The sequence below is a fragment of the Klenkia taihuensis genome, from assembly GCF_900112525.1.
In the GTDB taxonomy this organism is placed as follows: domain Bacteria; phylum Actinomycetota; class Actinomycetes; order Mycobacteriales; family Geodermatophilaceae; genus Klenkia; species Klenkia taihuensis.
Genome location: NZ_FOMD01000001.1, coordinates 1,176,992 through 1,201,072, shown reverse-complemented (window position 1 = coordinate 1,201,072; position 24,081 = coordinate 1,176,992). Strand labels below are relative to the sequence as shown.

At 73.8% G+C, this 24,081-nt stretch carries 18 protein-coding genes; 4 read left to right on the top strand and 14 right to left on the bottom strand.

Annotation, left to right across the window (positions count from 1 at the left end; all coding sequences use genetic code 11):
• From BM158_RS06000 to BM158_RS05965, 8 genes are all read right to left on the bottom strand, one after another.
• A complete protein-coding gene (locus BM158_RS06000; protein ID WP_278247551.1) occupies positions 1–1,158 on the bottom strand; it encodes an acyl-CoA dehydrogenase family protein in 1,158 nt (385 codons plus the stop codon).
• 9 nt (positions 1,159–1,167) lie between these two features.
• Complete coding sequence (locus BM158_RS05995; protein WP_165628840.1) at positions 1,168–2,331, bottom strand: polysaccharide pyruvyl transferase family protein; 1,164 nt, start codon at positions 2,329–2,331, stop codon at positions 1,168–1,170.
• A gap of 47 nt (positions 2,332–2,378) precedes the next feature.
• Positions 2,379–2,891: a 5-(carboxyamino)imidazole ribonucleotide mutase gene (gene purE, locus BM158_RS05990; RefSeq protein ID WP_322789654.1), complete on the bottom strand. Its 513-nt coding sequence runs from the start codon at positions 2,889–2,891 to the stop codon at positions 2,379–2,381.
• Positions 2,892–3,009: 118 nt separating this feature from the next.
• Positions 3,010–4,212, bottom strand: a complete 1,203-nt coding sequence (locus tag BM158_RS05985; protein ID WP_091555471.1) for a 5-(carboxyamino)imidazole ribonucleotide synthase — start codon at positions 4,210–4,212, stop codon at positions 3,010–3,012.
• Between the two features lie 41 nt (positions 4,213–4,253).
• The gene (locus BM158_RS05980) at positions 4,254–7,202 is read right to left on the bottom strand and encodes an AAA family ATPase (protein WP_091555469.1); all 2,949 of its coding nucleotides are present in this window, start codon (positions 7,200–7,202) and stop codon (positions 4,254–4,256) included.
• Positions 7,199–8,350: an exonuclease SbcCD subunit D gene (locus BM158_RS05975; protein ID WP_091556386.1), complete on the bottom strand. Its 1,152-nt coding sequence runs from the start codon at positions 8,348–8,350 to the stop codon at positions 7,199–7,201. Before BM158_RS05975 ends, BM158_RS05980 begins: the two co-directional genes overlap by 4 nt.
• 68 nt (positions 8,351–8,418) lie before the next feature.
• On the bottom strand, positions 8,419–8,985 hold the full coding sequence (locus BM158_RS05970; RefSeq protein ID WP_091555467.1) for a PH domain-containing protein: 567 nt from the start codon (positions 8,983–8,985) through the stop codon (positions 8,419–8,421).
• Positions 8,986–9,016: 31 nt separating this feature from the next.
• Positions 9,017–9,850, bottom strand: a complete 834-nt coding sequence (locus tag BM158_RS05965) for a biotin--[acetyl-CoA-carboxylase] ligase (protein WP_091555465.1) — start codon at positions 9,848–9,850, stop codon at positions 9,017–9,019.
• A gap of 86 nt (positions 9,851–9,936) precedes the next feature.
• On the opposite strand from BM158_RS05965, the gene BM158_RS05960 reads away from it, so the two are divergent.
• The 4 genes from BM158_RS05960 to BM158_RS05945 are packed head-to-tail and all read left to right on the top strand — an operon-like array spanning position 9,937 to position 14,176.
• Positions 9,937–11,562, top strand: coding sequence for an acyl-CoA carboxylase subunit beta (locus BM158_RS05960; RefSeq protein ID WP_091555463.1), 1,626 nt, complete (start codon positions 9,937–9,939; stop codon positions 11,560–11,562).
• Positions 11,559–11,774, top strand: a complete 216-nt coding sequence (locus tag BM158_RS05955) for an acyl-CoA carboxylase subunit epsilon (protein ID WP_091555461.1) — start codon at positions 11,559–11,561, stop codon at positions 11,772–11,774. The genes BM158_RS05960 and BM158_RS05955 overlap by 4 nt, the downstream gene beginning before the upstream one ends.
• Positions 11,771–12,373: a Maf family protein gene (locus BM158_RS05950; RefSeq protein WP_207506190.1), complete on the top strand. Its 603-nt coding sequence runs from the start codon at positions 11,771–11,773 to the stop codon at positions 12,371–12,373. The genes BM158_RS05955 and BM158_RS05950 overlap by 4 nt, the downstream gene beginning before the upstream one ends.
• Positions 12,374–12,421: 48 nt before the next feature.
• Entirely contained in the window at positions 12,422–14,176 is a 1,755-nt protein-coding gene (locus BM158_RS05945) for an acetyl/propionyl/methylcrotonyl-CoA carboxylase subunit alpha (RefSeq protein ID WP_091555458.1), read from the top strand.
• 39 nt (positions 14,177–14,215) lie between these two features.
• On the opposite strand, the gene BM158_RS05940 is transcribed toward BM158_RS05945, so the two are convergent.
• The 6 genes from BM158_RS05940 to BM158_RS05915 all read right to left on the bottom strand — a co-directional run bounded on the left by BM158_RS05940 (position 14,216) and on the right by BM158_RS05915 (position 24,015).
• Positions 14,216–16,603, bottom strand: coding sequence for a M12 family metallo-peptidase (locus tag BM158_RS05940; RefSeq protein WP_091555456.1), 2,388 nt, complete (start codon positions 16,601–16,603; stop codon positions 14,216–14,218).
• A gap of 74 nt (positions 16,604–16,677) precedes the next feature.
• Positions 16,678–17,475 (bottom strand): fructosamine kinase family protein, encoded by a 798-nt coding sequence (locus tag BM158_RS05935; protein WP_091555454.1) that lies wholly within the window; start codon positions 17,473–17,475, stop codon positions 16,678–16,680.
• Positions 17,472–18,875 (bottom strand): NAD(P)H-quinone dehydrogenase, encoded by a 1,404-nt coding sequence (locus BM158_RS05930; protein ID WP_091555453.1) that lies wholly within the window; start codon positions 18,873–18,875, stop codon positions 17,472–17,474. Before BM158_RS05930 ends, BM158_RS05935 begins: the two co-directional genes overlap by 4 nt.
• Before the next feature lie 72 nt (positions 18,876–18,947).
• Positions 18,948–19,919 (bottom strand): methylmalonyl Co-A mutase-associated GTPase MeaB, encoded by a 972-nt coding sequence (gene meaB / locus BM158_RS05925; RefSeq protein ID WP_229827621.1) that lies wholly within the window; start codon positions 19,917–19,919, stop codon positions 18,948–18,950.
• A 5-nt stretch (positions 19,920–19,924) separates the two neighbouring features.
• On the bottom strand, positions 19,925–22,132 hold the full coding sequence (gene scpA / locus BM158_RS05920) for a methylmalonyl-CoA mutase (protein WP_091555451.1): 2,208 nt from the start codon (positions 22,130–22,132) through the stop codon (positions 19,925–19,927).
• Positions 22,129–24,015 carry a methylmalonyl-CoA mutase subunit beta gene (locus BM158_RS05915; RefSeq protein WP_091555449.1) on the bottom strand — a complete coding sequence of 629 codons (1,887 nt, stop codon included), beginning with the start codon at positions 24,013–24,015 and terminating at the stop codon, positions 22,129–22,131. The genes scpA and BM158_RS05915 overlap by 4 nt, the downstream gene beginning before the upstream one ends.
• Positions 24,016–24,081: the final 66 nt, after the last annotated feature.

The following is a 24,081-nucleotide window of genomic DNA, read 5'->3' as shown; positions in this document are numbered from 1 at the left end:
TCAGCGCAGCAGGTTGCGGGCGATGACCATCCGCTGGATCTGGTTGGTGCCCTCGTAGATCTGGGTGATCTTGGCGTCGCGCATCATCCGCTCGACCGGGAAGTCCTGGGTGTACCCGGCCCCGCCGAACAGCTGCACGGCGTCGGTGGTCACCTGCATCGCGACGTCGGAGGCGAACGCCTTCGACGACGCGGAGATCATCGTCAGGTCCGGGCCGCCGGTCTCCCCGCGGGCGGCGGCGACGTAGACCAGGTGCCGGGCAGCCTCGATCTTCATGGCCATGTCGGCAAGCATGAATTGCACGCCCTGGAAGTCCGAGGTGGCCTTGCCGAACTGCTTGCGGTCCTTGGTGTAGGCGATCGCTGCGTCCAGGGCGCCCTGCGCGACGCCGACGGCCTGCGCGCCGATGGTGGGGCGGGTGAAGTCCAGCGTGCGCAGCGCGGTCTTGAAGCCGGTGCCGGGCTCGCCGACGATCCGGTCGGCCGGGATGGTGCAGTCGGTGAAGTGCAGCTCGCAGGTGGGTGAGCCCTTGATGCCCATCTTGCGCTCCTTGGCGCCGACCTCGAAGCCGGGGTCGTCGCGGTGCACGACGAACGCGGAGATGCCGTTGGCGCCCTTGTCCGGGTCGGTGACGGCCATGACCGTGTACCACTCGCTGATCCCGGCGTTGGTGATCCAGGCCTTCGCGCCGTTGAGCACCCAGGAGTCGCCGTGCAGGCGGGCGCGGGTCTTCATCGCGGCAGCGTCGGAGCCGGCCTCGCGCTCGGACAGGCCGTAGCTGATCATCGCGTCGCCGGCGGCGATCGAGGGCAGCACCTTCTGCTTGAGCTCCTCGGACGCCGACAGGATGACCGGCACCGACCCGAGCTTGTTCACCGCCGGGATCAGCGAGGCCGAGACGTCGACCCGCGCGACCTCCTCGATGACGATGCAGGTGGCGACGGCGTCGGCGCCCTCGCCACCGTACTGCTCCTCGATGTGGGTCGCGTGGAACCCGGCAGCCGTCAGCGCCTTCTGCGCCTCGATCGGGTAGCGCGACTGCGCGTCGCACTCGGCGGCCCAGGGGGCGATCTCGCGCTCGGCGATCTCGCGGACCGCCTCCCGGATCGCGTCGTGCTCCTCGGTCAGCGCGTACATACCGGCAGATTTGTTACCCACGGGTACACCCTAAGCTCCCGGACCAGGACCGTAGACCCCACGCGCGATCTCAACCTTGCGGCGGTGCACCTCGACGCCGTGCAGACGGAACGCGTCGGGGTCCGCCGACCCCGGTTCCACGACGACACCGTCCCTCTCCACGGCCCAGGTACTGCCAGCCGCGGTCAACGACAGGTGCTTGGGCCCGTAGTAATCGGGTCGGACGTCGAGCGCCGTTCCGCGAGCCCCTGCCCACGCCGCGACGAGGTGCGGGTGGAAACGGGTCGACAACCACCGCTGACCCGGACCGGCTGGGACACCCCTGTCCAGCAGCTCCGTCCAGCCGAGGAATTGCATCTGTGGGACGACGGCCCACAGCCGGTCGAAGACCACCCGGTCGGCCCGGGGGACGCACTCGACGACGGCGATGCGGGCGGGGTCGACCTGCCATTCGTGGATCTCCCGGAGGGCCCGCCGGGCGAGGTCGTCGGCGGCCACCTCTGCGATGTCGTCCTGGATGCACAGCACGCCGTCGAACTCAGCGGCGCGTTCGCGGTCGAGAAGGCTGTCGAGATCGGTCACCCAGAGGTCGTCACCGCTCCGCGCGCCTGGGCGCCTGATCAGCTCGGCACTTGCTTCGTCCCGGACGTCGACAACGGGCAGCTCGCCGACCAGCGCGCGCAGGAGGTCGGCGGTACGGGCGCTGACCGGCGCAAAACCTGCACCCGTCACTGCGGTCGGTGTGCCTCGCCGGTTCATCTCCGCCAAGGCCGCCAACATGCCCAGCCGCCTCGGCCAGATGTCGTTCAGAAACCCGCCACCCACCAGGTGAATCGAGTCGGCTCGGTCCACCCACCGCAGACCCGGTATCCAGTTAGGCGCCTGTCCGTGGTCACGGAGTGCAGAGGTGACGAAGCGGGCCGCATCCCACGGGTCTTCGTTCGGCGCCTCCCAGCACAGTCGCCACAAGGTATCGACGAACTTGACCCGCGGGTGCTCCTCACCGAGCAGGGCTTGTGCGCCACCTGGGTGGGGAGTGTCCACCACGACGTCGTCGTCGGGGTTGTTCGAGGCCAGCCAGCGGAGCCAGCCCCGCACCAGTACCTCGTCGCCGTAGTTCGGCGCCCCGGGTACACCTACGAGATAGCGCAGCGGGCGCCGCTGCACCCCCTGGTCAGGCACCCCGCCGTCCACGGTGACGGATTGGGCCGTCGGCCGACCCGATCGAAACGGAGACCGGATCACCGCTCGCCACCGACCCGGGTCGACCGGTCCAACGAAGCGTCGCGAGCGATGACGTCCTCCTCCTGCCGGGCCTGCCACTGTGCGAGCACCTCGGACAGAGCGTCGTCGGAGGTGGCCAGCATGCGGACTGCGAGCAGACCCGCGTTGCGGGCACCACCAATGCCGACGGTCGCCACGGGGACACCTGCCGGCATCTGCACGATGGACAGGAGACTGTCGATGCCTTGAAGATCGGGCAACGGTCGGGGGACCCCGATCACCGGCAGTACGGTGACCGCTGCCAGCATTCCCGGCAGGTGGGCGGCCCCGCCAGCCCCGGCGATCAGCACCCTGAGACCACGACGTCGAGCCTGGGATCCGTACTCCATCATCCGTCGGGGCGTCCGATGCGCTGATAGCACGTGCGCTTCCCAGGGGACGTCGAACTCATCAAGGGCCTTGGCTGCGCCGCTCATCAGCGGCCAGTCCGAATCGCTACCCATCACCACACCGACGATCGGGGCGCCCACGCTCAACCTCCTCCTGGGCCACGCACAGGTTTGCGGTGTTATCCGACTCGGTGCGCCCCACCGGCATCCTCGCAGAGGGCGTGCACCCTGCCTGCCGTGACCCCCGATGCGCTCATGGTCACTCGGGCGCGAACGCGAAGGCCGGGTCGATCACTCCGTCAGCCAAGTACCGGGCGGCCGCCCTCGCACGCAGGCGTACTTCGTCCAGATGTTCCCCCCGAGCCGTCACGTGACCAAGCTTGCGGCCACGGCGTTCGCCCTTGCCGTACCAGTGCAGCTTGACGTCTGGCCAGTGCGCCATGAAGTGATGGATGCGCTCGTCCAGGTCAGGCCCGGCCCAGTCCTCGGCTGCGGCGTCCCCGCCCAGCACGTTCGCCATGACCACGACCGGGGCGGTCATCGCCGTCGAACCCAGCGGGTAGTCCAGCACCGCGCGCAGATGCTGCTCGAACTGACTGGTCACCGCGCCGTCGATGGTCCAGTGGCCGGAGTTGTGCGGACGCATGGCAAGTTCGTTGACCAGGATGCCATCGGCGGTCTCGAACAGTTCGACCGCCAGCATCCCGACCACACCGAGCCGGTCCGCGATCCGGACCGCGAGCTCCTGAGCCGCGGTGGCCCGCTCCTCGGACAGCCCGGGCGCTGGAGCCAGCGCCTCGTTGCAGACGCCGTCCCGCTGCACGGTCTCCACCACCGGGTACACCGCGACCTGACCGAACGGCGAGCGGGCCACCTGCGCGGCCAGCTCGCGCACCATGCTCACCCGCTGCTCGGCCAGCAATGTCCCGTTCCGGTCGAGCAGGTCGGCGGCGGTCGCCTCGTCCGGCACGACGAATACGCCTTTGCCGTCGTACCCGCCCCGCGGTGTCTTGAGAATTACCGGCCACCCGCGCTCATCGGCGAAGGCGGCGACGTCGGCAGGGCTGTTGACCTCTGCCCAGGCCGGCTGCGGCTCGCCGGCTTCGGCCAATGCACGTCGCAGCACGAGCTTGTCCTGGGCGTGGACGAGCGCACTAGGACCGGGCGCCACCCGGTGCCCAGCCGCTAGGAGTACCTCGAGGTGCTCGGTGGGCACGTGTTCGTGGTCGAAGGTGACGACGGTGGCGCCCGTAGCGAAGGCGGTGAGCGCAGCGAGGTCGGTGTGCTCACCGATCCGAACATCCCCGGCCACCAGCGCGGCGGACTCGGCTGGGTCGACCGCGAGGACCCTGAGCGTCTGGCCGAGGGCGATGGCCGCCTGGTGGGTCATCCTGGACAGCTGGCCTCCCCCAACCATCGCGACGACAGGTGTACCGGTTCGGGCATCAAGAGGTGCGGCCATGGTGGAGTGAATCTACCGGCTGGGTTCGGCACCTCCGGGCCTCAACCGGCCAGCCGAGACCCGTCCCTACCGGTGCGGATCTCGATGCGGCTGGGGATGCGGGTACGCAGCTCCTCCACATGGCTCACCACCCCGACCGTGCGTCCGCCGCGGCGCAGGTCGTCGAGGACCCCCATCACGGCGTCGAGGGCAAGCGCGTCGAGGGAGCCGAAGCCCTCGTCGACGAACAGCGTGTCGATCTGCACCCCGCCGGACTCGGCGGTGACCACGTCGGCCAGGCCGAGCGCCAGGGCGAGGGAGGCCATGAAGCTCTCCCCGCCCGAGAGGGTCTTGGTCGGCCGCTGCTGACCGGTGTGCTCGTCGAGCACGTCCAACCCCAGACCACCGCGGGCGCCGTGCCGGCCGGCGGCGTCGGTGTGCCGGAAGGTGTACCGCCCCCCGGACATGTCCTGCAGGCGCGTGCTGGCCACCTCGGCCACCTGCTCCAGCCGGGCCGCGAGGACGAAGGACTGCAGCCGCATCCGGAGGGTGTTGGCTCCGCGGCCGTTGACCAGGTCGGCCAGGGAACCCACGTGGTCGGCGGCGGCCCGCCGCTCGTCGAGCTCGACCCGTGCCGAGGTCAGCTCACCGCCCAGCAGATCCAGCTCGTGCACGCACCGGTCAGCAGCGGTCGCCGCCGCGACCGCCGTCTCCCGGGTGCCGGCGGCGGACCGGGCCGCGGCCTCCAGCGCCACCAGGTCGGGGCGGTCGGCGAGGTCGGCGAGGTCGGCCTCCGCCAGCACGGCGCGGGTCACGGCCACCGCCCGGTCGTGCTGCTCGACCCGCTCGGCGGCCCGGGCCAGTTCATCCCGCTCCAGCAACGCGCCCGCGGCCGCCCCGACGTCGTCGAAGCCGGCCCCGGCAGCCCGCTCCCCGGCCCGGGCGGTGGCCGTCACGAGCTCGGCGCGGGCCCGCAGCTCGACGGTCTCCGCGTCGAGGCATGCCTCGCACAGCTCGGCCTCGCGGACCAGACGCCGCGCGCGCGTGGCCAGGTCGGCGTCCTCCCCGACCGCCCGGACGAGCCTGGACTCCACCTCCCGCCGGGCGAGCTCGAGCGCCTCGAGCTCGGCGTGGGCGGCGGACAGCGCCGACCTGGCCCGGGTCGTCTCCTCTGCCAGCTCCACCGCCTCGGCCTGGACCTGGGCGAGCTCGGCCCGGGCCGCCGGTTCGTCGGCGGCGGTACCCGCCGTGCGGTCGTGGTCCGCCCGGGCTGCGGCGTGGCGATCACGCAGCTCGGCGAGCGGCTCGTCGCCGGCCCTGGCCTGGGCCGCAGCCAGCCGGGAGGACAGGTCGGCCTGCTCGGCGAGGACGGTCGCCAACCCCGCCTCCGCACGGTCCGCATCGGCCCGGGCGGACTCCTCGGCCTCGACGGTGACCACTCGGCCGCCGGGGAGCGCAGGGTGGGGGTGCTCCACCGACCCGCAGACCGGGCAGTCGGCGCCGTCGACGAGACCCGCGGCGAGCTCGGCGGCCATGCCGTCGAGCCGTGCGGTGCGCAGGTCGACGGCCCGCTCCCGCGCGGTCACGAGCACCTCCCGCCGCTGCAGGACCTGGACCCCCACCTCGGCCACCAGAGCCGACAGCTCGGCCGCCACCTCCGCCGCGGCCTCCCGGTCGCCCCACTGGTCGCGCTCGGCGGCCGCACCGGGCAACCGGGCGGCGGCCTCGGCCGCCCGGGCCACCCGCCCCTCGGCCCCGGCCAGTCGGCCCGGTAGCGCGGCCGCAGCAGCGGTCAGGTCGACGACCCGGCGCTCGCCCTGATCCGCGCGGCGGCGGACGTCGTCGGCGCGGGCCCGCAGCTCCCGGGCGCGGCCCTCCTCGACCTGCAGCTCGACGGCCACCGCAGCCTCGGCGCGCAGCGCGCGGGCGGTGCGGGTGTCGGCGGGGCGACCGCCCGCGACCGCCGCCCAGGCCGCTGACGCGGTGGCGAGGGACGCGGCCGCACGCTCGGCGGTCCGGGCGGCCCGACCCGCCGTCTCCAGGGCGTCGCGTACCGGCTCGGCCCGGCGGCCGGCGTCCACCCGCTCGCGCAGCCGATCGACGTCGACCGCGGCGGCGGCGAGCCCGTGCAGCTCGGCAACCGCCCGGTCCCGCCGGTCGTGCCGCTCGGCGAGCGACCGCCCGGCGGTCAGCTGCTCGGCGGCCGCGGCCACGGCGCCGGCGGCCCGCTCGGCGATCCCGCGCGCCGCGGCAGCCCGCGCCGCAGCGGTGTCCGCGACGCCGCGCACCCACCGGCCGACCGCGACGTCCCCGGGGTCGACGGCGAGCTCCTCGGGCACGGTCTCGCCGGCCACCTGCGCGACCCGGGCGAGCAGCGCGCCGAGCTGGCCCCGGGCGGCGTCGAGGCGCCGCTCGGCCACCCGCCGCTCCTCGGCCAGCCAGTCCTCGGCCCGGGCGAACCTGTCGACGTCGAAGAGCGTGCGCAGCAGGCGACTGCGGTCCTCGGGCTCGGCCCGCAGGAAGCGGGCGAAGTCGCCCTGCGGCAGCAGCACGACCTGGCAGAACTGCTCGGCCGTGAGGCCGAGCCGGGTGCGCAGGTGCTCGGACCCCTCGTCGATGCGGGTGCTGACCGGCTCCCACCCGCCGTCGGTGAGCCGCTGCACGTGCAGCAGGGCCTGCTCGGTGGTCGTCCCGGTGCCGCGCTTCTTGGGTCGCACCTGCTCGGGGCGACGGGTGATGCTCAGCCGCTCCCCGCCGAGGGTGACCTCGCAGCGCACCTCGGTGCGCACGTCGGGGGCGGCGTGGTCGCTGCGCAGCCGCTTCTCCTGGCCGCGGGGGCCGGGCACGGTGCCGTAGAGGGCGAACACGACCGCGTCCAGCAGGGTCGTCTTGCCCGCCCCGGTCGGGCCCCACAGCAGGAACAGCCCGTCCCGACCCACGTCGTCGAGGTCGACCGACACCGTGCCGGCGAACGGGCCGAAGGCGCTCAGCGTGAGCGTGTGCACCCTCACCGGGCGGCTTCCTCACGGTCGGCGGCAACCAGGGCACGCCCCAGCAGCTCCCGCTCGGCTGCGGTGACGCCGGTGCCGCCACGGACGTGCTGCACGAACTCGGTGGCCACCGACAGGTCGTCGCGACCGCGCACCCGGTCGGTGTAGGTGCGGGCCCCGTCGGCGGGCGCGGCGCCGGTCCACTCCAGGTGCACGCAGTGCGGGAACCGGGACCGCAGCCGGCGCATCGCGTCGGTCGGGCGGACCGGGTCGGTGAGCCGCGCCGACACGAAGTCGTCGACGACGGCGTCGTGCGCCGGGTCGGCGAGCAGCTCGGCCAGCTCACCGGTGACCACGCTCAGCCGCCGCGGGGTGGGCAACGGCACCGCGCGGACCTCGGCCAGGCCGCCGGCGTCGAGGTCGACCAGCCACACCTGCTTGCGCTGGCCCGCCTCCCCGAAGGAGTAGGGCAACGGCGAGCCGCTGTAGCGCAGCCGCGGGCTCAGCATCTGCGGCCGGTGCAGGTGCCCGAGGGCGACGTAGTCGACGCCGTCGAAGACCGACGGGCTGACCAGGTCGACCCCGCCGACGGCGATGTCCCGCTCGCTCTCGCTGGGCAGCCCCCCGCCGACGAAGGCGTGGGCGAGCACCACCGAGCGCACCCCGGGCCGGAAGTACAGGTCGGCCCGCACCTTGTCCATCGCCGCCGACAGGACGGCCTGGTGGGACCGGGCCAGCTCGCCGCCGAGCTCGTGCCGGGCGACCTCGGGCTCCAGGAAGGGCAGGCCGTACACCGCGACCTCGCCGTGGGCGTCGGTCAGCAGCACCGGCTCGTCCAGCGACGCCGTCGTGGCGCGGACGTGCACCCCGGAGACCGCGAGCAGGCCCGACGCGAAGCCGAGCCGGCGGGCGGAGTCGTGGTTGCCGGGGGTGAGCACGACGGCGGCGCCGGCCGCCCGCAGCCGGGAGAGCACCCGGTCGAGCACGCCGGTCGCGTCGGCCGAGGGCACCGCGCGGTCGTACACGTCGCCGGCCACGAGCACCACGTCGACGCGTTCGGCCCGCACGACGTCGGCCAGCCCCGAGAGCACGGCCTCCTGCTCGGCGAGCAGGTCGGTCCCGTGCAGGGACCGGCCCACGTGCCAGTCGGAGGTGTGCAGCAACCGCATGGCCACGACGCTAGGCGCACCCTCCGACAGAACCGGGGTGAGCGGGGCGTGCGGGACGGAGGTGCGGGTCAGCGCCGGGGTGGGACGGGTCCGGTGTCGCCGCGGTAGTACTGGCCGAGGTAACCGGCGCTCTCCTGGGCCCGGCGGTCGGCGTCCTCCTCCACGACGTGGTTGAGCAGCTGCTGCACGGCGTCGGAGTCCGGGATGGCCGACCAGACGGTCGCCCCGCTCTCCCCCGCGGTCTCGATCGTCACCGTCCCGGAGTTGATCATCCGCTCCCACAGGCTCTGCTTGTACGAGACGTCGGTGATGCGGGACAGGCCGATGTCCCGGCCGGTGCGCGACAGGATGCCCACCCGGTACAGCACCCGGTGCGTGGTGATCACGTAGTGCGTCGTCCGCCAGCGCAGCAGCGGGACGGCGACGAACACCACGGCCAGCAGCACGACCGCCACCGCGATGACCAGGCGGTAGACGCCCTGGTTCGACCCCGCCGGGATCAGTGCCGCGCCGAACGAGCCCGCCCCGACCAACACCAGGAAGAACACGACCGGCCAGAAGACGGTCAGCCAGTGCGGGTGCAGGTGCCGGACGACCTCTTCGTCGTCGGCGAGCAGCTTGTCGGGGTAGGCCACGTCGCCAGGATGGCCGACCACCGACCCGTCGTCACCTCTCCCGGGCCTGCGGCCGGACGTGTCGGACGTCGCCGGCGGCCAGCTCGTACCGGCCCTGCGGGGCACGGACGACGAGCCGGCCGTCCCAGTCCACCGCCTCGGCGACCCCGTCGAGGGTCGAGCCGTCGGGCAGGGTGACGGTCACGGCGGCACCGATCGTCGAGCTCCACGCCAGGTAGTCCGTCGCCAGACCGGAGGACACCGGGTCACCGGCGTGCTCGACCCAGCGGCGGTAGCGCTCCTCGAGGGCCCGCAGGTAGGCGAGCAGGACCGGTGCGCGGTCGACCGGGCGGTCGGCGACCAGCGCCAGCGACGTCCCGGTGTCCGGCAGTTCCTCCGCGGTGGTCGAGACGTTCAGCCCGACACCGACCACGACCGCGCCGTCGGCGACCTCGGCGAGGATGCCGGCCAGCTTGCGGCCGTCGGGCGCGAGCAGGTCGTTGGGCCACTTGAGCGAGGCGCGCGCCGTCCCCGACAGCGACTCGGCCAGCGCGACGCCGGTGAGCATCGACAGCCACCCGCGCCGGGACAGCGGGACGTCGGGGCGCAGCAGGACCGAGACCGTCATGCCGGCGCGCGGGGGCGAGGACCAGGTGCGGTCGAGGCGGCCCCGGCCGGCCACCTGGTGCTCGGCGACCAGCACCAGGCCCTCCGCCTCGCCGTCCGCGGCGCGGGCGGCCAGCGCGGCGTTGGTCGACCCGATCTCCTCGACCACCTCGACCGACCGCCACAGCCCGTCCCCGCGCCGCAGGGCTGTGACCAGCGCCACGGCGTCCAGACCGGGCCGCTCGAGGTCCCGGTAGCGCCCCGAGCCGATGTCCGCCATGTCCCCTACGCTACGGCCGGTGCAGCCGGTCCCCGCAGCGGAGCGGGGCGGCCCGAGCGGAGGCTGATGGCCTTGGAGGTGCCCGAGTGAGCGCGGCCGAACTGCAGGACGCCGGCGAGCAGGTCCCCGACGACATCGACGTCCACACGACCGCCGGCAAGCTCGCGGACTTCGCCCGCCGCCAGGAGGAGGCGCTGCACGCCGGCTCGGAGAAGGCCGTCGAGAAGCAGCACGCGGCCGGGAAGATGACCGCCCGCGAGCGCGTGGACGCCCTGCTCGACGAGGGGTCGTTCACCGAGTTCGACGAGTTCGCCCGGCACCGCTCCACCAACTTCGGGCTGGACAAGAAGCGGCCCTTCGGCGACGGCGTCGTCACCGGCTACGGCACCGTCGACGGCCGCCCGGTCGCGGTGTTCAGCCAGGACGTGACCAGCTTCGGCGGCAGCCTGGGCGAGGTGTACGGCGAGAAGATCGTCAAGGTGCTGGACTTCGCGGTCACCAACGGCTGCCCGGTGGTCGGCATCAACGAGGGCGGCGGCGCGCGGATCCAGGAGGGCGTGGTCTCCCTCGGCCTGTACGGGGAGATCTTCCGCCGCAACGTGCACGCCTCCGGCGTCGTCCCCCAGATCTCGCTGATCATGGGCGCCAACGCCGGCGGCCACGTCTACTCCCCCGCCCTCACCGACTTCGTCGTCATGGTGGACGGGACCAGCCAGATGTTCATCACCGGCCCCGACGTGGTGAAGACCGTCACCGGCGAGGACGTCACGCTCGAGGAGCTGGGCGGGGCGCGCACGCACAACACCAAGTCCGGGGTCGCGCACTACCTGGCCCCCGACGAGGCCGACGCCATCGACTACGTCAAGACCCTGCTGTCCTACCTGCCGGCCAACAACCTCGACCCCCTCCCGGTCGTGGAGACCGCGCCGGTGGACGTGTCCGTCGACGGGGTGACCGACGAGGACCGGGAACTGGACACCTTCGTCCCCGACTCGGCCAACAGCCCCTACGACATGCACACCGTCATCGAGCACGTGCTGGACGACGGCGAGTTCCTCGAGGTGCAGGAGCTCTTCGCCCCCAACATCCTCATCGGCTACGGCCGCATCGAGGGCCGCCCGGTCGGCGTGGTCGCCAACCAGCCCACCCAGTTCGCCGGCACCCTGGACATCGACGCCAGCGAGAAGGCCGCCCGGTTCGTGCGCACCTGCGACGCCTTCAACATCCCCGTGCTGACCTTCGTCGACGTCCCGGGCTTCCTGCCCGGCACCTCCCAGGAGTGGGAGGGCATCATCCGCCGCGGCGCCAAGCTCATCTACGCCTACGCCGAGGCCACCGTCCCCAAGGTCACCGTGATCACCCGCAAGGCCTACGGCGGCGCCTACGACGTCATGGGCTCCAAGCACCTCGGCGCCGACGTCAACCTGGCCTGGCCCACCGCCCAGATCGCCGTCGTCGGGGCGCAGGGCGCGGTCGGCATCCTGTACCGCCGCGAGCTGGCCGACGCCGCCGACCCCGACGCCCGCCGCGCGGAGCTGATCACCGAGTACGAGGACACGCTCGCCAACCCCTACATCGCCGCCGACCGCGGCTACGTGGACGCGGTGATCCTGCCCTCCCACACCCGCATCCAGGTCACCAAGGCCCTGCGGGTGCTGGCCAACAAGCGGCAGACCCTGCCCGCCAAGAAGCACGGCAACATCCCGCTGTGAGCGAGCAGGTCCGCCCGCTGCTGCGGGTCGTGTCGGGGTCCCCGTCGGACGAGGAGCTGGCGGCGCTCACCGCCGTCGTGGCGGCGATGTCGCAGCGTCCGCGGCGCCGCCGTCCGGTCCCGGTGGGTGCCTGGGCGTCGTTCGCGGACGGTCACCGTCGGCCCGTGCATCCCGGCCTCGGTGGCTGGCGCGCGTCGGGGCGGTTCGCGTGAGCCGCCGGCTGGTGCTGGGGTCGGCGTCGCCGGCCCGCCTGCAGCTGTTGCGCCAGGCGGGGTTGGCCCCCGAGGTGGTCGTGTCCGGCGTCGACGAGACGGCGATCCGCTCCCCGCGGGTGTCCGAGCTGGTCGCGCTGCTCGCCACCGCCAAGGCGCAGGCCGTGGCCGCGCAGGAGGACGACGCGCTGGTCATCGGCGCCGACTCGGTGCTGGAGTTCCGCGGTCAGCCGCTGGGCAAGCCCGCCGACGCCGACGACGCCCGCCTGCGGTGGCGTCGGATGGCCGGCCGCAGCGGGGTGCTGCACACGGGCCAGGCACTGCTCGACGTCCGCGGGGGCGACATCACCCGGCGCGACGTCGCGGTCTCGTCCACGACGGTGCACTTCGCCAGCCCCACCGACGCCGAGGTCGACGCCTACGTCGGCTCCGGGGAGCCGCTGCAGGTCGCCGGCGCCTTCACCCTCGACGGCCTCGGCGCCCCGTTCGTCCGCCGCATCGAGGGCGACCCCACCGCCGTCATCGGCCTGTCCCTGCCGTTGCTGCGCGTCCAGCTCGGCCGCCTGGGTCTCACCATCACCGATTTCTGGGACCGCTGAGCCCGACGGCTCCGGTCCACCGCGTCCACATCGAGGAGGCTGTGCGCAGTGCAGAAGGTCCTGATCGCCAACCGCGGCGAGATCGCCGTCCGGGTCGCCCGCGCCTGCAAGGACGCCGGCCTGACCAGCGTCGCCGTCTACGCCGACCCCGACCGGGACGCCCTGCACGTGCGCGTCGCCGACGAGGCGTTCGCCATCGGCGGGAACACCCCCGGTGAGTCCTACCTGGTCATCGACAAGATCATCGACGTGGCGAAGCGGTCGGGCGCGGACACCGTGCACCCCGGCTACGGCTTCCTGTCCGAGAACGCCGACTTCGCCCAGGCCGTCCTCGACGCCGGGCTGACCTGGGTCGGTCCCTCCCCCGCCGCGATCATCGCCCTCGGGGACAAGGTGCAGGCCCGCCACATCGCCGCGAAGGTCGGCGCCCCGCTGGTCCCGGGCACGAAGGACCCGGTCGCGAACGGCGAGGAGGTCGTCGCCTTCGCGGAGGAGCACGGCCTGCCGGTGGCCATCAAGGCCGCCTTCGGCGGCGGCGGCCGCGGCCTGAAGGTCGCCCGCACCATCGAGGAGATCCCCGAGCTGTTCGACTCCGCCGTCCGCGAGGCCGTGAGCGCCTTCGGGCGCGGGGAGTGCTTCGTGGAGAAGTTCCTGGACAAGCCCCGCCACGTCGAGGCCCAGGTGCTCGCCGACACCCACGGCAACGTCGTGGTCGTGGGCACCCGCGACTGCTCGCTGCAGCGCCGCAACCAGAAGCTGGTCGAGGAGGCCCCCGCGCCCTTCCTCACCGACGAGCAGCGGGCCCGCATCCACTCCTCGGCCAAGGACATCGTGCGGGGCGCCGACTACGTGGGTGCCGGCACCGTGGAGTACCTGGTCGGCGCCGACGGCGACATCTCCTTCCTGGAGGTCAACACGCGCCTGCAGGTGGAGCACCCGGTCAGCGAGGAGACCAGCGGCCTGGACCTGGTCCGCCAGCAGTTCCGCATCGCCGAGGGCCTGCCGCTGGAGATCACCGAGGACCCGACCCCGCGCGGGCACTCCATCGAGTTCCGGATCAACGCCGAGGACGCCGGGCGCAACTTCATGCCCGCCCCCGGCCCGGTCACCGCGCTGTCGGTGCCGCAGGGCCCCGGCGTGCGCTGGGACTCCGGCGTCGTCGCCGGCGGCGAGGTCGCCGGAGCCTTCGACTCCATGCTGGCCAAGCTCATCGTCACCGGCGCCACCCGCGCCGAGGCCCTCCAGCGGGCCGCCCGCGCCCTCGACGAACTCGTCGTCGACGGCATGCCGACCGTGATCCCGTTCCACCGCGCCGTGGTCCGCGACGAGGCCTTCACCTCCGAGCCGTTCACCGTGCACACCCGGTGGATCGAGACCGAGTGGGACAACCAGGTGCAGCCCTACGGCGCCGCGGCCGACACCGAGGAGCCCGAGGAGCGGCAGACCGTGGTCGTCGAGGTCGGCGGCCGCCGGCTGGAGGTCTCGCTGCCGGCCGGGTTCGCCGTCGGTGGAGGGGCCCCGGCGGCCGGCGGGAAGGCCAAGCCCCGCAAGCGCGGCGGCGGGTCCGGGGGCGGCGCAGCATCGGGCGACAGCCTGACCTCGCCGATGCAGGGCACGATCGTGAAGGTGGCCGTGGAGGACGGCGCGACCGTCGCGGCCGGTGACCTGGTCGTGGTGCTCGAGGCGATGAAGATGGAGCAGCCCATCGTCGCCCACAAGGCCGGTACCGTCACCGGCCTGTCGGCCGAGGTGGGCGCCACCGTCACCAGCGGCGCCGTCCTCTGCACGATCGCCGACGCCTGAGGGGCCGGGGGCAGCTGCCCCCGGCCCCTCAGGGTGTCGTCAGGTGTAGGCGCCGCGGCTCGGCGCCCACAACAGCCGGCCTCCTTGGAAGGACTGCGAACACACTCCGCCGGAACCGCACTGTGCGTCGGCCACCGGGTAGCCGAGGTACCCCACTTCATAGCCTCGTGCCGCCCAACCCTGGTACAGGCCACCAGTCAGGGCTCGGGCCCCCACGCCGGGTACCCAGTACAGGCTGCCCCCCATGAAGGACTGCACGCATCCGCCACCGATCAGGCCGCAGAACGCGTCAGCGATCGGGTAACCGAGGTTCCCGAACTCGTACCCCCGGGTGGCCCAGCCCTCCAGCAGACCTCCAGTGATGGATCGGGCACCGTACCCCGGCACCCAGTACAGCGATCCACGCTCGAACCACTGAACACAGCCACCGCCGCGGAGGCCGCAGCGCGCATCGGCGACGGGGTAGCCCAACGATCCAGCCTCGTAGCCCCGCTGCGCCCATGCGGACCACAATCCGCCGCTGATGGAGACAGCGCCAAGACCTGGAACCCAGTACAGAGCACCGGCTTCGAACACCTGGACACAACCACCACGCGGCAACGAGCAATTGGCTCCACTCGCGGGGTAGCCGAGCCAGCTGTACTCATAACCCAACGCGGCCCACCGCTCACGCAGGCCACCGGTCACCAGTTGCGTTCCCGTGGACGGGGACCAGTAGATGGATCCATGCGCGAAGTGGCGGAAGCACCCCCCGCGAACGAGACCACACGTCTCCGCACTCGTCGAGTTCCCCAGTGGGCCGGCCGCGCCACCGCTCCCGACGTAGGCCGAGGTGATTGCCGACATCGATGCCGGTCCGACGCGGACTGTCGCCGCGGAAGGCGTCGTACCGGTGACTGCGACGGAGAATCCGCCTGCCACCGACGTCGTGCCGACGGGCAGGGCCTGCCGCAGGTCCGACGCCCAGCCGGAGGGGCCAGAGGGCGAGCCGTCCAGGAGCAAGGAGGTGTCGCCGTCCCGCGCAGCGGCCCGGCGCAGCACGACGCCGCTGTCGAGGCGGTAGGCGTTGCGGGTGTCGCCGAGCCAGGCGTCCCGCCCACTGGGCTGGCGGTACTCCAGGAAGTAGACGGTCCCGTCGGGGGCCGTCAGCTTCACCGCACGGGTACCGGACGTCGCCGACACGGGCGCCAGGGTGACCGTCGTCCCCGCGCTGGACGCCGTCAGCGCGACCTGCTCGGTGGTCGGGAGAAGCCCCAGCCGGTCGGCCTGGACCGCGTTCAGCGTGCCGACCTGGCCCCAGGAGATGCCCATGACGTCGTAGAAGTCGTAGTAGGCCCGGGTCTGGCAGGTGCCCGACTCCAGCGAGCCGTCGCACTGCAGCTCCGAGGAGTGCCCGAGGCCGAAGTTGTGGCCGAGCTCGTGGGCCATCACCGACAGCGCGGCGGCCTGCACGTAGGAACGCCCACCGCTGCCGATGGAGGTGCCCACGGTGCCCAGGCCGTAGGCGCAGCCCGCGGTGCCCTGCGGGACGTAGAGCATCAGGTGCTTGCCGGCCCCTTGCGTCCACCCGATCTGCGCGGCGACGTCGTTCCACAGGTTGAACGCCGAGGAGCAGGTCTGCGACGAACGCACCCAGCCCGTGGCGCCGGCCACGGCCGCGATGCGCACGGTGCCGTTGCTCTGCTCGTCCCAGAACGAGGAGACGGCGCCGTTCAGGGTGTTGACGACCGTCCCGATCGTCATGCTGTCCGCGGTGGCACCGGCGGGGAGCACCAGCACCGCGGTCACGGTGTTGGTCGGCGCGCTGCCGGCCGACGCGGTGGTCGGGTCGGGGGTGGCGGCGTCGACGACGGTGGCGGCCTGCACCTCGACGGCGGGCTCGATGCCCTGCTCCGTCGACGCCTCGTCGGTGATCTCGTCGCCGACGGTGACCGCCAGGGTGGAACCCACCTCGACGTCGGGCAGCGAGTCGGTGGGCACGCGCACGGCGTCGCCGTCGGCCGGCTCGATCCAGCTCAGCGGCTCCTCGGCGTGGTCGCCGTCCTCGTGACCGTGGTCCTCGTGGGTGTGCTCCTCCGCGGTCGGGTCGGGCCAGGCCTGCATCAGCTGACCGACCACGACGTCGCCCGGGTCGGTGCCCGGGTCCTCCGGGGTCGGCGAACCGGGCGAGGCCGGCGCGGCCTCCGTCGGAGGCGCCGACTCCGTCGAGGGCGCGGACTCCGTCGTGGGCGTGGCCTCGGCGCTGGGGGCCGCCTCCGGGGTCGGCTCGACCGACGTCGGCTCGGCGGTGCCCGACGTCGTGGCGGGCACGTCGGTCACGGTCGGGTCCGCCTGCGCGGCGGGCGCGACGACGAAGGTGGCCAGCACCGCGGCAGTGGCGGTGAGGACGGCACCGCGCAGCGCGCGACGACGACGGGCGTGGGACACGATCAGCTCCTGGGCAGGTGGGACCTGACCAGGACGTCGTCACCGGCGGCGCTCGGCTGGAGGCGCGTCACCCGTCAGAGGTAGAGCGCTGCCTGCCGTTCCACCGCCGCGCCGTAGCCGCCGCCGAACAGGACGGCGTGCAGCAGCAGCGGGTGCAGCTGGTGGATGCCCTGCCGCTGGCGCCAGCCGTCGGCCAGCGGCGCCGCCTCGACGTACGCCGCCTCCACCCGGTCCAGGTGCGGCGCACCGAACAGGGCGAGCAGCGCCAGGTCGGTCTCCCGGTGCCCGGCGTGCGCGGCGGCGGCGTCGACCAGCCGGACCCGGCCGTCGGCGCCCCACAGCAGGTTGCCGCTCCACAGGTCGCCGTGCAGCCGGGCCGGCGGCTCGACCGGGACCAGCTGGTCGAGCCGGGCGCACACCCGCTCCACGGCGACCGCGCCGGCCGCGGACAGCGAGCCGGTGTCCCGCGCCGCCCGCACCAGGGGGAGCAGCCGGGCCTCGGCGAAGAACGGCGGCCAGTCGCGGAAGGCCCGGTCGTCCAGGGGGATGGTCGCCGCGTACCCGGATCCCCCGAAGGACTCCTCCGGTGCCGCGTGCAGCCGGGCCAGCTCCCCGCCGAACCGGGACGCCGCTCCGGCCGCCGGGGCCGCGGTGTCCACCCACTCGAGCACCAGCGCGCGGTCGGTCACCTCGACCACCGCGGGGACCAGCGGGCCGCCGTCCACCCGCAGCCGGTCCAGCCCCCGCGCCTCGGCCGCGAAGAACCCGGCGGGCGCCCCGTCGAGCTCCTTGACGAACACCGGCCCAGCGGGCCGGTCCTCGCGGAAGGAGGCGCAGATGTCCCCGCCGGCGACGGGGACCCGCCGGGTCACTCCGGCTGGGAGTTCATCAGCCGGCGGCCGGCCTCGGTGATCGACCCGGACAGCGACGGGTAGATGGAGAACGTCTGCGCGAGGTCGTCGACGGTCAGGCCCTTGCTGACCGCGAGGGTGATCGGCAGAACCAGCTCCGAGGCCCCCGGCGCAACGACCACGCCGCCGACGACGACGCCGGTCGAGCGGCGGGCGAAGATCTTCACGAACCCGTCGCGCAGGTCGCTCATCTTGGCCCGGGCGTTGGTGGCCAGGGGCAGCTGCACGCTGTCGATGTCCGAGCCCTCCGGCAGCGTCTTCTCCTGCACACCGACGGTGGCGATCTCCGGGTGGGTGAACACGTTGCCGGCCACGGTCTTCAGCCGGATCGGCGAGACGGCCTCGCCGAGGGCGTGCCACATCGCGATGCGGCCCTGCATGGCGGCGACGGAGGCGAGCTGGAAGACCCCGGTGACGTCGCCGGCGGCGTAGATGCCGGGCACCGAGGTGCGGGACACCCGGTCGACCACCACGTGCCCGGACGGCGCCAGCGCGACCCCGCAGGCCTCGAGGTTCAGCCCGTCGGTATTGGGCACGGTGCCCACGGTCATCAGCGCGTGCGACCCGGTGACCACCCGGCCGTCGGTCAGCCGCACCTCGACGCCGGTCTCCGTGCGCTTCACCGACTCCGCGCGGCCGCGCTCGGCAATCTTGCCGCCCCGGGACTGGAAGACCTGCTCGACCACGGCGGCGGCGTCGGCGTCCTCACCGGGCAGCACCTGGTCGCGGGAGGAGACCAGGGTGACCGGCACCCCCGCCTCGAGGTAGCCGGAGGCGAACTCCGCGCCGGTGACGCCGGAGCCGACCACGACGAGGTGCTCGGGCAGCTCCTCCAGGTCGTAGACGTCGCGCCACGAGAGGATGCGGTCGCCATCGGGCTCGGACCCCGGGAGCACCCGCGGGTCGGCGCCGGTGGCGATGAGCACGACGTCGGCCTCGACCTCCTGCTGCACGCCGCCGTCGTGGTCGCAGATCTCCACCCGGTGCGCGATGAGCCCGCGGATCTCGTCGGACAGCCGCGCCTGCCCGCTGACGCACCGCACGCCGACGCTCTCCAGCCGGGCGTGGATGTCGGCGGACTGCGCGACGGCCAGGCCGCGGATGCGCTGGTTGACCGCGGCGATGTCCAGGCTGACGTCGGCCAGGTCGGTGCCCTGCAGGCCGAGGACGGCGGAGTCGCGCACCGCGGTCATCGCGCCGGCGGCGGCGATGAGGGTCTTGGAGGGCACGCAGTCGGTCAGCACGCTGGCCCCGCCGAGGCCGTCCCGCTCGACGACGGTGACGTCTGCGCCGAGCTGGGCGGCGACGAGCGCGGCCTCGTAGCCGGCCGGTCCGCCGCCGATGATGACGATGCGGGTCATGGGTGGGCTCTCCAGGGCAGTGCGGGCGGTGTGCACCCCCAGTGTCCCCGGTGGGAGCCCCTCGGCGGTCCCTCAGGGGGTCGGGTCGGCCAGGAACGTGGTGAGCACCTCACGCGCGGCCAGCGCGGGGGTCAGCTCGCCGGCCAGCACCCGCCGCTCGAGGTCGGGCGCGCTGGAACGGACGGCGGGGTGCTCCCGCAGCCGCGCCTCCAGCCCGTCGCGGACCAGCTGCCAGGTCCAGCGCACCTGCTGGGCGTTGCGACGGCGGTCGAACTCCCCCGACGACTGCAGCTGCCCGGTGTGCGCGACCACCTGGGCCCAGACCTCGGCCAGCCCCTCGCCGGTCAGCCCGGCGCAGGTCAGCACCGGCACGTCCCAGTCGGAGTCACCGCGCAGCATGCGGATGGCCCCGTGCAGTTCCCGGGCCGCTGTCCGGGCGTCACCGGCGGCCGGGCCGTCGGCCTTGTTGACCGCGATGACGTCGGCGATCTCCAGGATCCCGCGCTTGATGCCCTGCAGGGAGTCCCCGGTGCGGGCCAGGGTGAGGAACAGGAACGTGTCCACCATCTCGGCGACGGTGACCTCGCTCTGGCCCACGCCCACGGTCTCCACCAGCACCACGTCGTAGCCGGCGGCCTCCACCACCACCATCGACTCCCGGGTGGCCTGCGCGACCCCGCCCAGCGTCCCGGCCGTCGGCGAGGGCCGGATGAACGCGGCGGGGTCGACCGACAGCCGGGCCATCCGCGTCTTGTCGCCCAGGATCGACCCGCCCGACCGGGCCGACGACGGGTCCACCGCCAGCACCGCCACCCGGTGCCCGGCGGCGGTCAGGTCGACGCCGAGCTGGTCGATGAAGGTCGACTTGCCGACCCCGGGAACGCCGCTGATGCCGACCCGCTGCGCCCCGCCGGCGTGCGGCAGCAGCTCCACCAGCAGCTCCTGCGCCCGTTCCCGGTGGTCGGCCCGCCGGGACTCCACCAGCGTGATGGCCCGGGCGATCGACCGCCGGTCCCCGGCGAGCACGCCCTCCGCGAGCTCCACGGAGGTCAGTGGCCGAGGCGGGCCGAGAGCTCCCGCAGCAGCTGCTGGGCCGCCGTGGCGATGACCGTGCCGGGCGGGAACACCGCGGCGGCGCCCATGTCCTGGAGCGTCTGCACGTCGTCGGGCGGGATCACGCCCCCGACCACGACCAGCACGTCGGAGGCCCCCAGCTCGGCCAGGGCGTCGCGCAGCGCCGGCACCAGCGTCAGGTGGCCCGCCGCCAGCGAGGAGACCCCGACGACGTGCACGTCGGCCTCCACCGCCTGCCGGGCGACCTCCTCCGGCGTCTGGAACAGCGGGCCCACGTCGACGTCGAAGCCGAGATCGGCGAAGGCGGTGGCGATGACCTTCTGCCCGCGGTCGTGGCCGTCCTGGCCCATCTTGGCCACCAGGATGCGGGGACGGCGGCCCTCCGCCTCGGCGAACGCCTCGGTCATCGCCCGGGTCTCCTGCATCGGGCCCCCTTCCCCTGCCTCCTCGCGGTACACCCCGGAGATGGTGCGGACCTGGCCGGCGTGCCGGCCGTAGACCTTCTCCAGGGCGTCGGAGATCTCCCCGACGGTCGCCTTGGCCCGGGCGGCGTCGACGGCCAGGTGAAGCAGGTTGTTCTCCAGCTCCTGCCCCCGCTTGCCGTCGGCGGCGGCCTGCGCGGCCTCGGTCAGCCGGCGGAGGGCGGCCTCGGTCACCGAGGAGTCCCGCTCGGCACGCAGGTCGCGCAACCGCTGCACCTGCTGGGCCAGCACGTCGGCGTTGTCCACCCGCAGCACCTCGACGGCCTCGTCGGCCTCCACCGGGTACTTGTTGACCCCGATGACGGGCTGGCGGCCGGAGTCGATGCGCGCCTGGGTGCGGGCCGCGGCCTCCTCGATGCGCAGCTTCGGGATGCCGTCGCTGATCGCCTGCGCCATCCCGCCGTGCGCCTCGACCTCGGCGATGTGCGCCCAGGCCTTGCGGGCCAGGTCGTAGGTCAGCCGCTCCACGTAGGCCGACCCGCCCCAGGGGTCGATGACCCGGGTGGTGCCCGACTCCTGCTGCAGCAGCAGCTGGGTGTTGCGGGCGATCCGGGCGGAGAAGTCGGTCGGCAGCGCCAGCGCCTCGTCCAGGGCGTTGGTGTGCAGGGACTGCGTGTGGCCCTGGGTGGCGGCCATCGCCTCCACGCAGGTGCGGACGACGTTGTTGTAGACGTCCTGCGCGGTCAGCGACCAGCCCGAGGTCTGCGAGTGCGTGCGCAGCGACAGCGACTTGGGGTTGGTCGCGCCCTCGCGCTCCACCAGCTTGGCCCACAGCAGCCGGCCGGCGCGGAGCTTGGCGACCTCCATGAAGAAGTTCATGCCGATGCCCCAGAAGAAGCTCAACCGGGGGGCGAAGGCGTCGACGTCCAGCCCGGCCTCGCGGCCCGCCTTGAGGTACTCCACCCCGTCGGCGAGCGTGTAGGCCAGTTCCAGGTCGGCCGTCGCCCCCGCCTCCTGGATGTGGTACCCGGAGATCGAGATCGAGTTGAACCGGGGCATCCGCTGCGACGTGTAGGCGAAGATGTCGCTGATCACCTGCATCGAGGGCCCCGGGGGGTAGATGTAGGTGTTGCGGACCATGAACTCCTTGAGGATGTCGTTCTGGATGGTCCCCGACAGCTGCTCCGGCGCCACCCCCTGCTCCTCGGCGGCCACGATGTAGAGCGCGAGCACCGGCAGCACGGCGCCGTTCATGGTCATCGACACGCTCATCCGGTCCAGCGGGATGCCGTCGAAGAGCTGCCGCATGTCGTAGATGGAGTCGATGGCCACCCCGGCCATGCCGACGTCGCCGGGCACCCGCGGGTGGTCGGAGTCGTAGCCCCGGTGGGTGGGCAGGTCGAAGGCCACCGACAGGCCCTTCTGGCCCGCCGCCAGGTTCCGCCGGTAGAAGGCGTTGGACGCCGCCGCGGTGGAGAACCCCGCGTACTGGCGCACCGTCCACGGCTGGGTGGTGTACATCGTCGGGTAGGGCCCGCGGCCGTAGGGCGGCAGGCCCGGGTACCCGTCCAGGAAGTCCAGGCCCTCGAGGTCGTCCGCGGTGAGCAGCGGGGGCACCTCGATGCCCTCGGGCGTCTCCCACGCCGCCTCCCCCACCGACCGACCGGTCCGCGAGGCGAACTCCGCCGCCCAGTCCGCAGCCGACGCGGCCTGCGCCGGGGTGCCCAGCTCCAAGGACCCGAAGTCGGGGATCGCGCTCATGCCCGTGCTCCCAGCAGCTCGTCGAGGGTGGTGGTCAGGACGTCGACGGCGTCGCAGCCGGCGAACACGTAGCCGTCGACGCCCTCGACGGCCAGGTCGGGCTTCCCGGCCAGCCAGATGCGCGACGCCCCGGCCTCCCGGAGCTCGGCGGCGAGGGCGGCCGCACCGCCGTAGTCCTTGTCCGACCCGCAGATGCAGGCCACGGTCGCCCCACCCAGCCCGGACGCCCCGTCGCCGGACGGCGTCGCCAGCCCCCCGGCCTGGAAGAGGTTGGTGGCGAAGGTCAGCCGCGCGGTGTGCGCGGCCGGCTTCCCCAGGGTCGCCAGGTACACCGCCGGACGGTCGGCCGGTTCCTCCGCGCGGTCGCGCAGGTCCTCGAAGACCTGCGCCGCGCGCACCCGGGGCAGCCCGCCCCCGGAGGCGACGGCGGGGGCCGGACGCCGGTCGGGCAGCTTCTCCGCGATGTTCGGGAACTCGCTCACGCCCGTGATCGCGTCCTCGCGGGTGGCGAGCCGCCCCGACCTGGCGGCCCACGCGGCGGCGGTCCTCTCCGCGACCAGCCCCGAGGACAGCGCCGCGGCGTACCCACCGGCCCGCTCCAGCTCGGTGAACAGCTCCCACGCCGCGTGCGCCAGCGCGTCGGTCAGCGACTCCACGTACCAGGAGCCCCCGGCCGGGTCGAGCACCCGGCCGAGGTGGCTCTCCTCCAGCAGCAGCGACTGCGTGTTCCGGGCGATCCGCCGCGCGAAGGGGTCGGGCAGACCCAGCGCGGCGTCGAACGGGGCCACCGTGATCGCGTCCGCCCCGCCGACCCCTGCGGCGAACGCGGCGACGGTGGTGCGCAGCATGTTCACCCACGGGTCGCGTGCGGTCACCATGACCGACGACGTCACCGCGTGCTGCCGCATCCCGCGGTCGGCGGCCGGGACGCCGGAGGCCTCGCCCACCCGGTCCCACAGCCGCCGCGCCGCCCGCAGCATCGCGATCGTCGTGAACTGGTCGGCCGTGGCGGCGAACCGGAACTCCAGCGCCCGGGCCGCCTCCTCGACCGGCAGCCCGTCCCCGGTGAGCGCCCGCAGGTAGGCCACCCCGCTCGACAGCGCGCAGGCCAGCTCCTCCACCGCGGTCGCCCCGGCCTCGTGCACCACGGTCGCGTCCACGACCACCGCCCGCAGGTCACCGTGCGCCGCGGCCCGGCGGGCCCACCCGCCCAGCCCGGACAGGTCGGCGGGGACCCCGGTGCGGGCCTGGTCGCCCAGCGGGTCCAGGCCCAGGGTGCCCCCCGGCGCCAGCGGGCGGTCACCCACGAGGGACAGGAACGCCTCGGCCGCGGCTACCCCGCCCTGCAGGGTCACCGGCGCCAGGTCCAGCAGCACCCCGTCGAGCACCTCGCCCAGTGCCTCCACCGGCACGCCGCCCTCGCCCAGCACCAGCCACAGCGAGGTGACGCCGTTCTCCAGGTCGGCGCCGATCGCGTCCTTCGTCGTCCCCACGTCGGGGTCGGCGTGCCGCTGGCGGACGTCCCAGCCCGCCGGCGTCGACGTCGCGGCCTGCCCGTCGGCCGCCGACGGCGCCGGGCGGACCACCCGTGACCCGCGGACGAACGGCGGTAGCCCCGGTGCACCCGGGTCGGGCAGGTCCGCGACGTCGGCCGCGGTGTACAGCGGCGCCACCGAGACACCGGTGGCCACGGTCCGGCGCAGGGCGTCCTCGACCGGGTCGGGCAGGTCCTCGCGGCCGGCCTTGCGCAGCACCCCGGCCACCAGCTCGCGCCACCGGTCGCGGTCGACCGGGGGGAACTCCCCGGCGAGCACGAGGGCGTCGGGGGCCGGCGGGTCGTCGGGGGCGGCGACCGGCTCGGACTCGGGGGCGGGGTGGCTCATCGTCGAATCACCGTTCTCCTGCGAGGGCGTCGCCGCTGTGTCTACCGGATGGGTCCGACGGCGGCG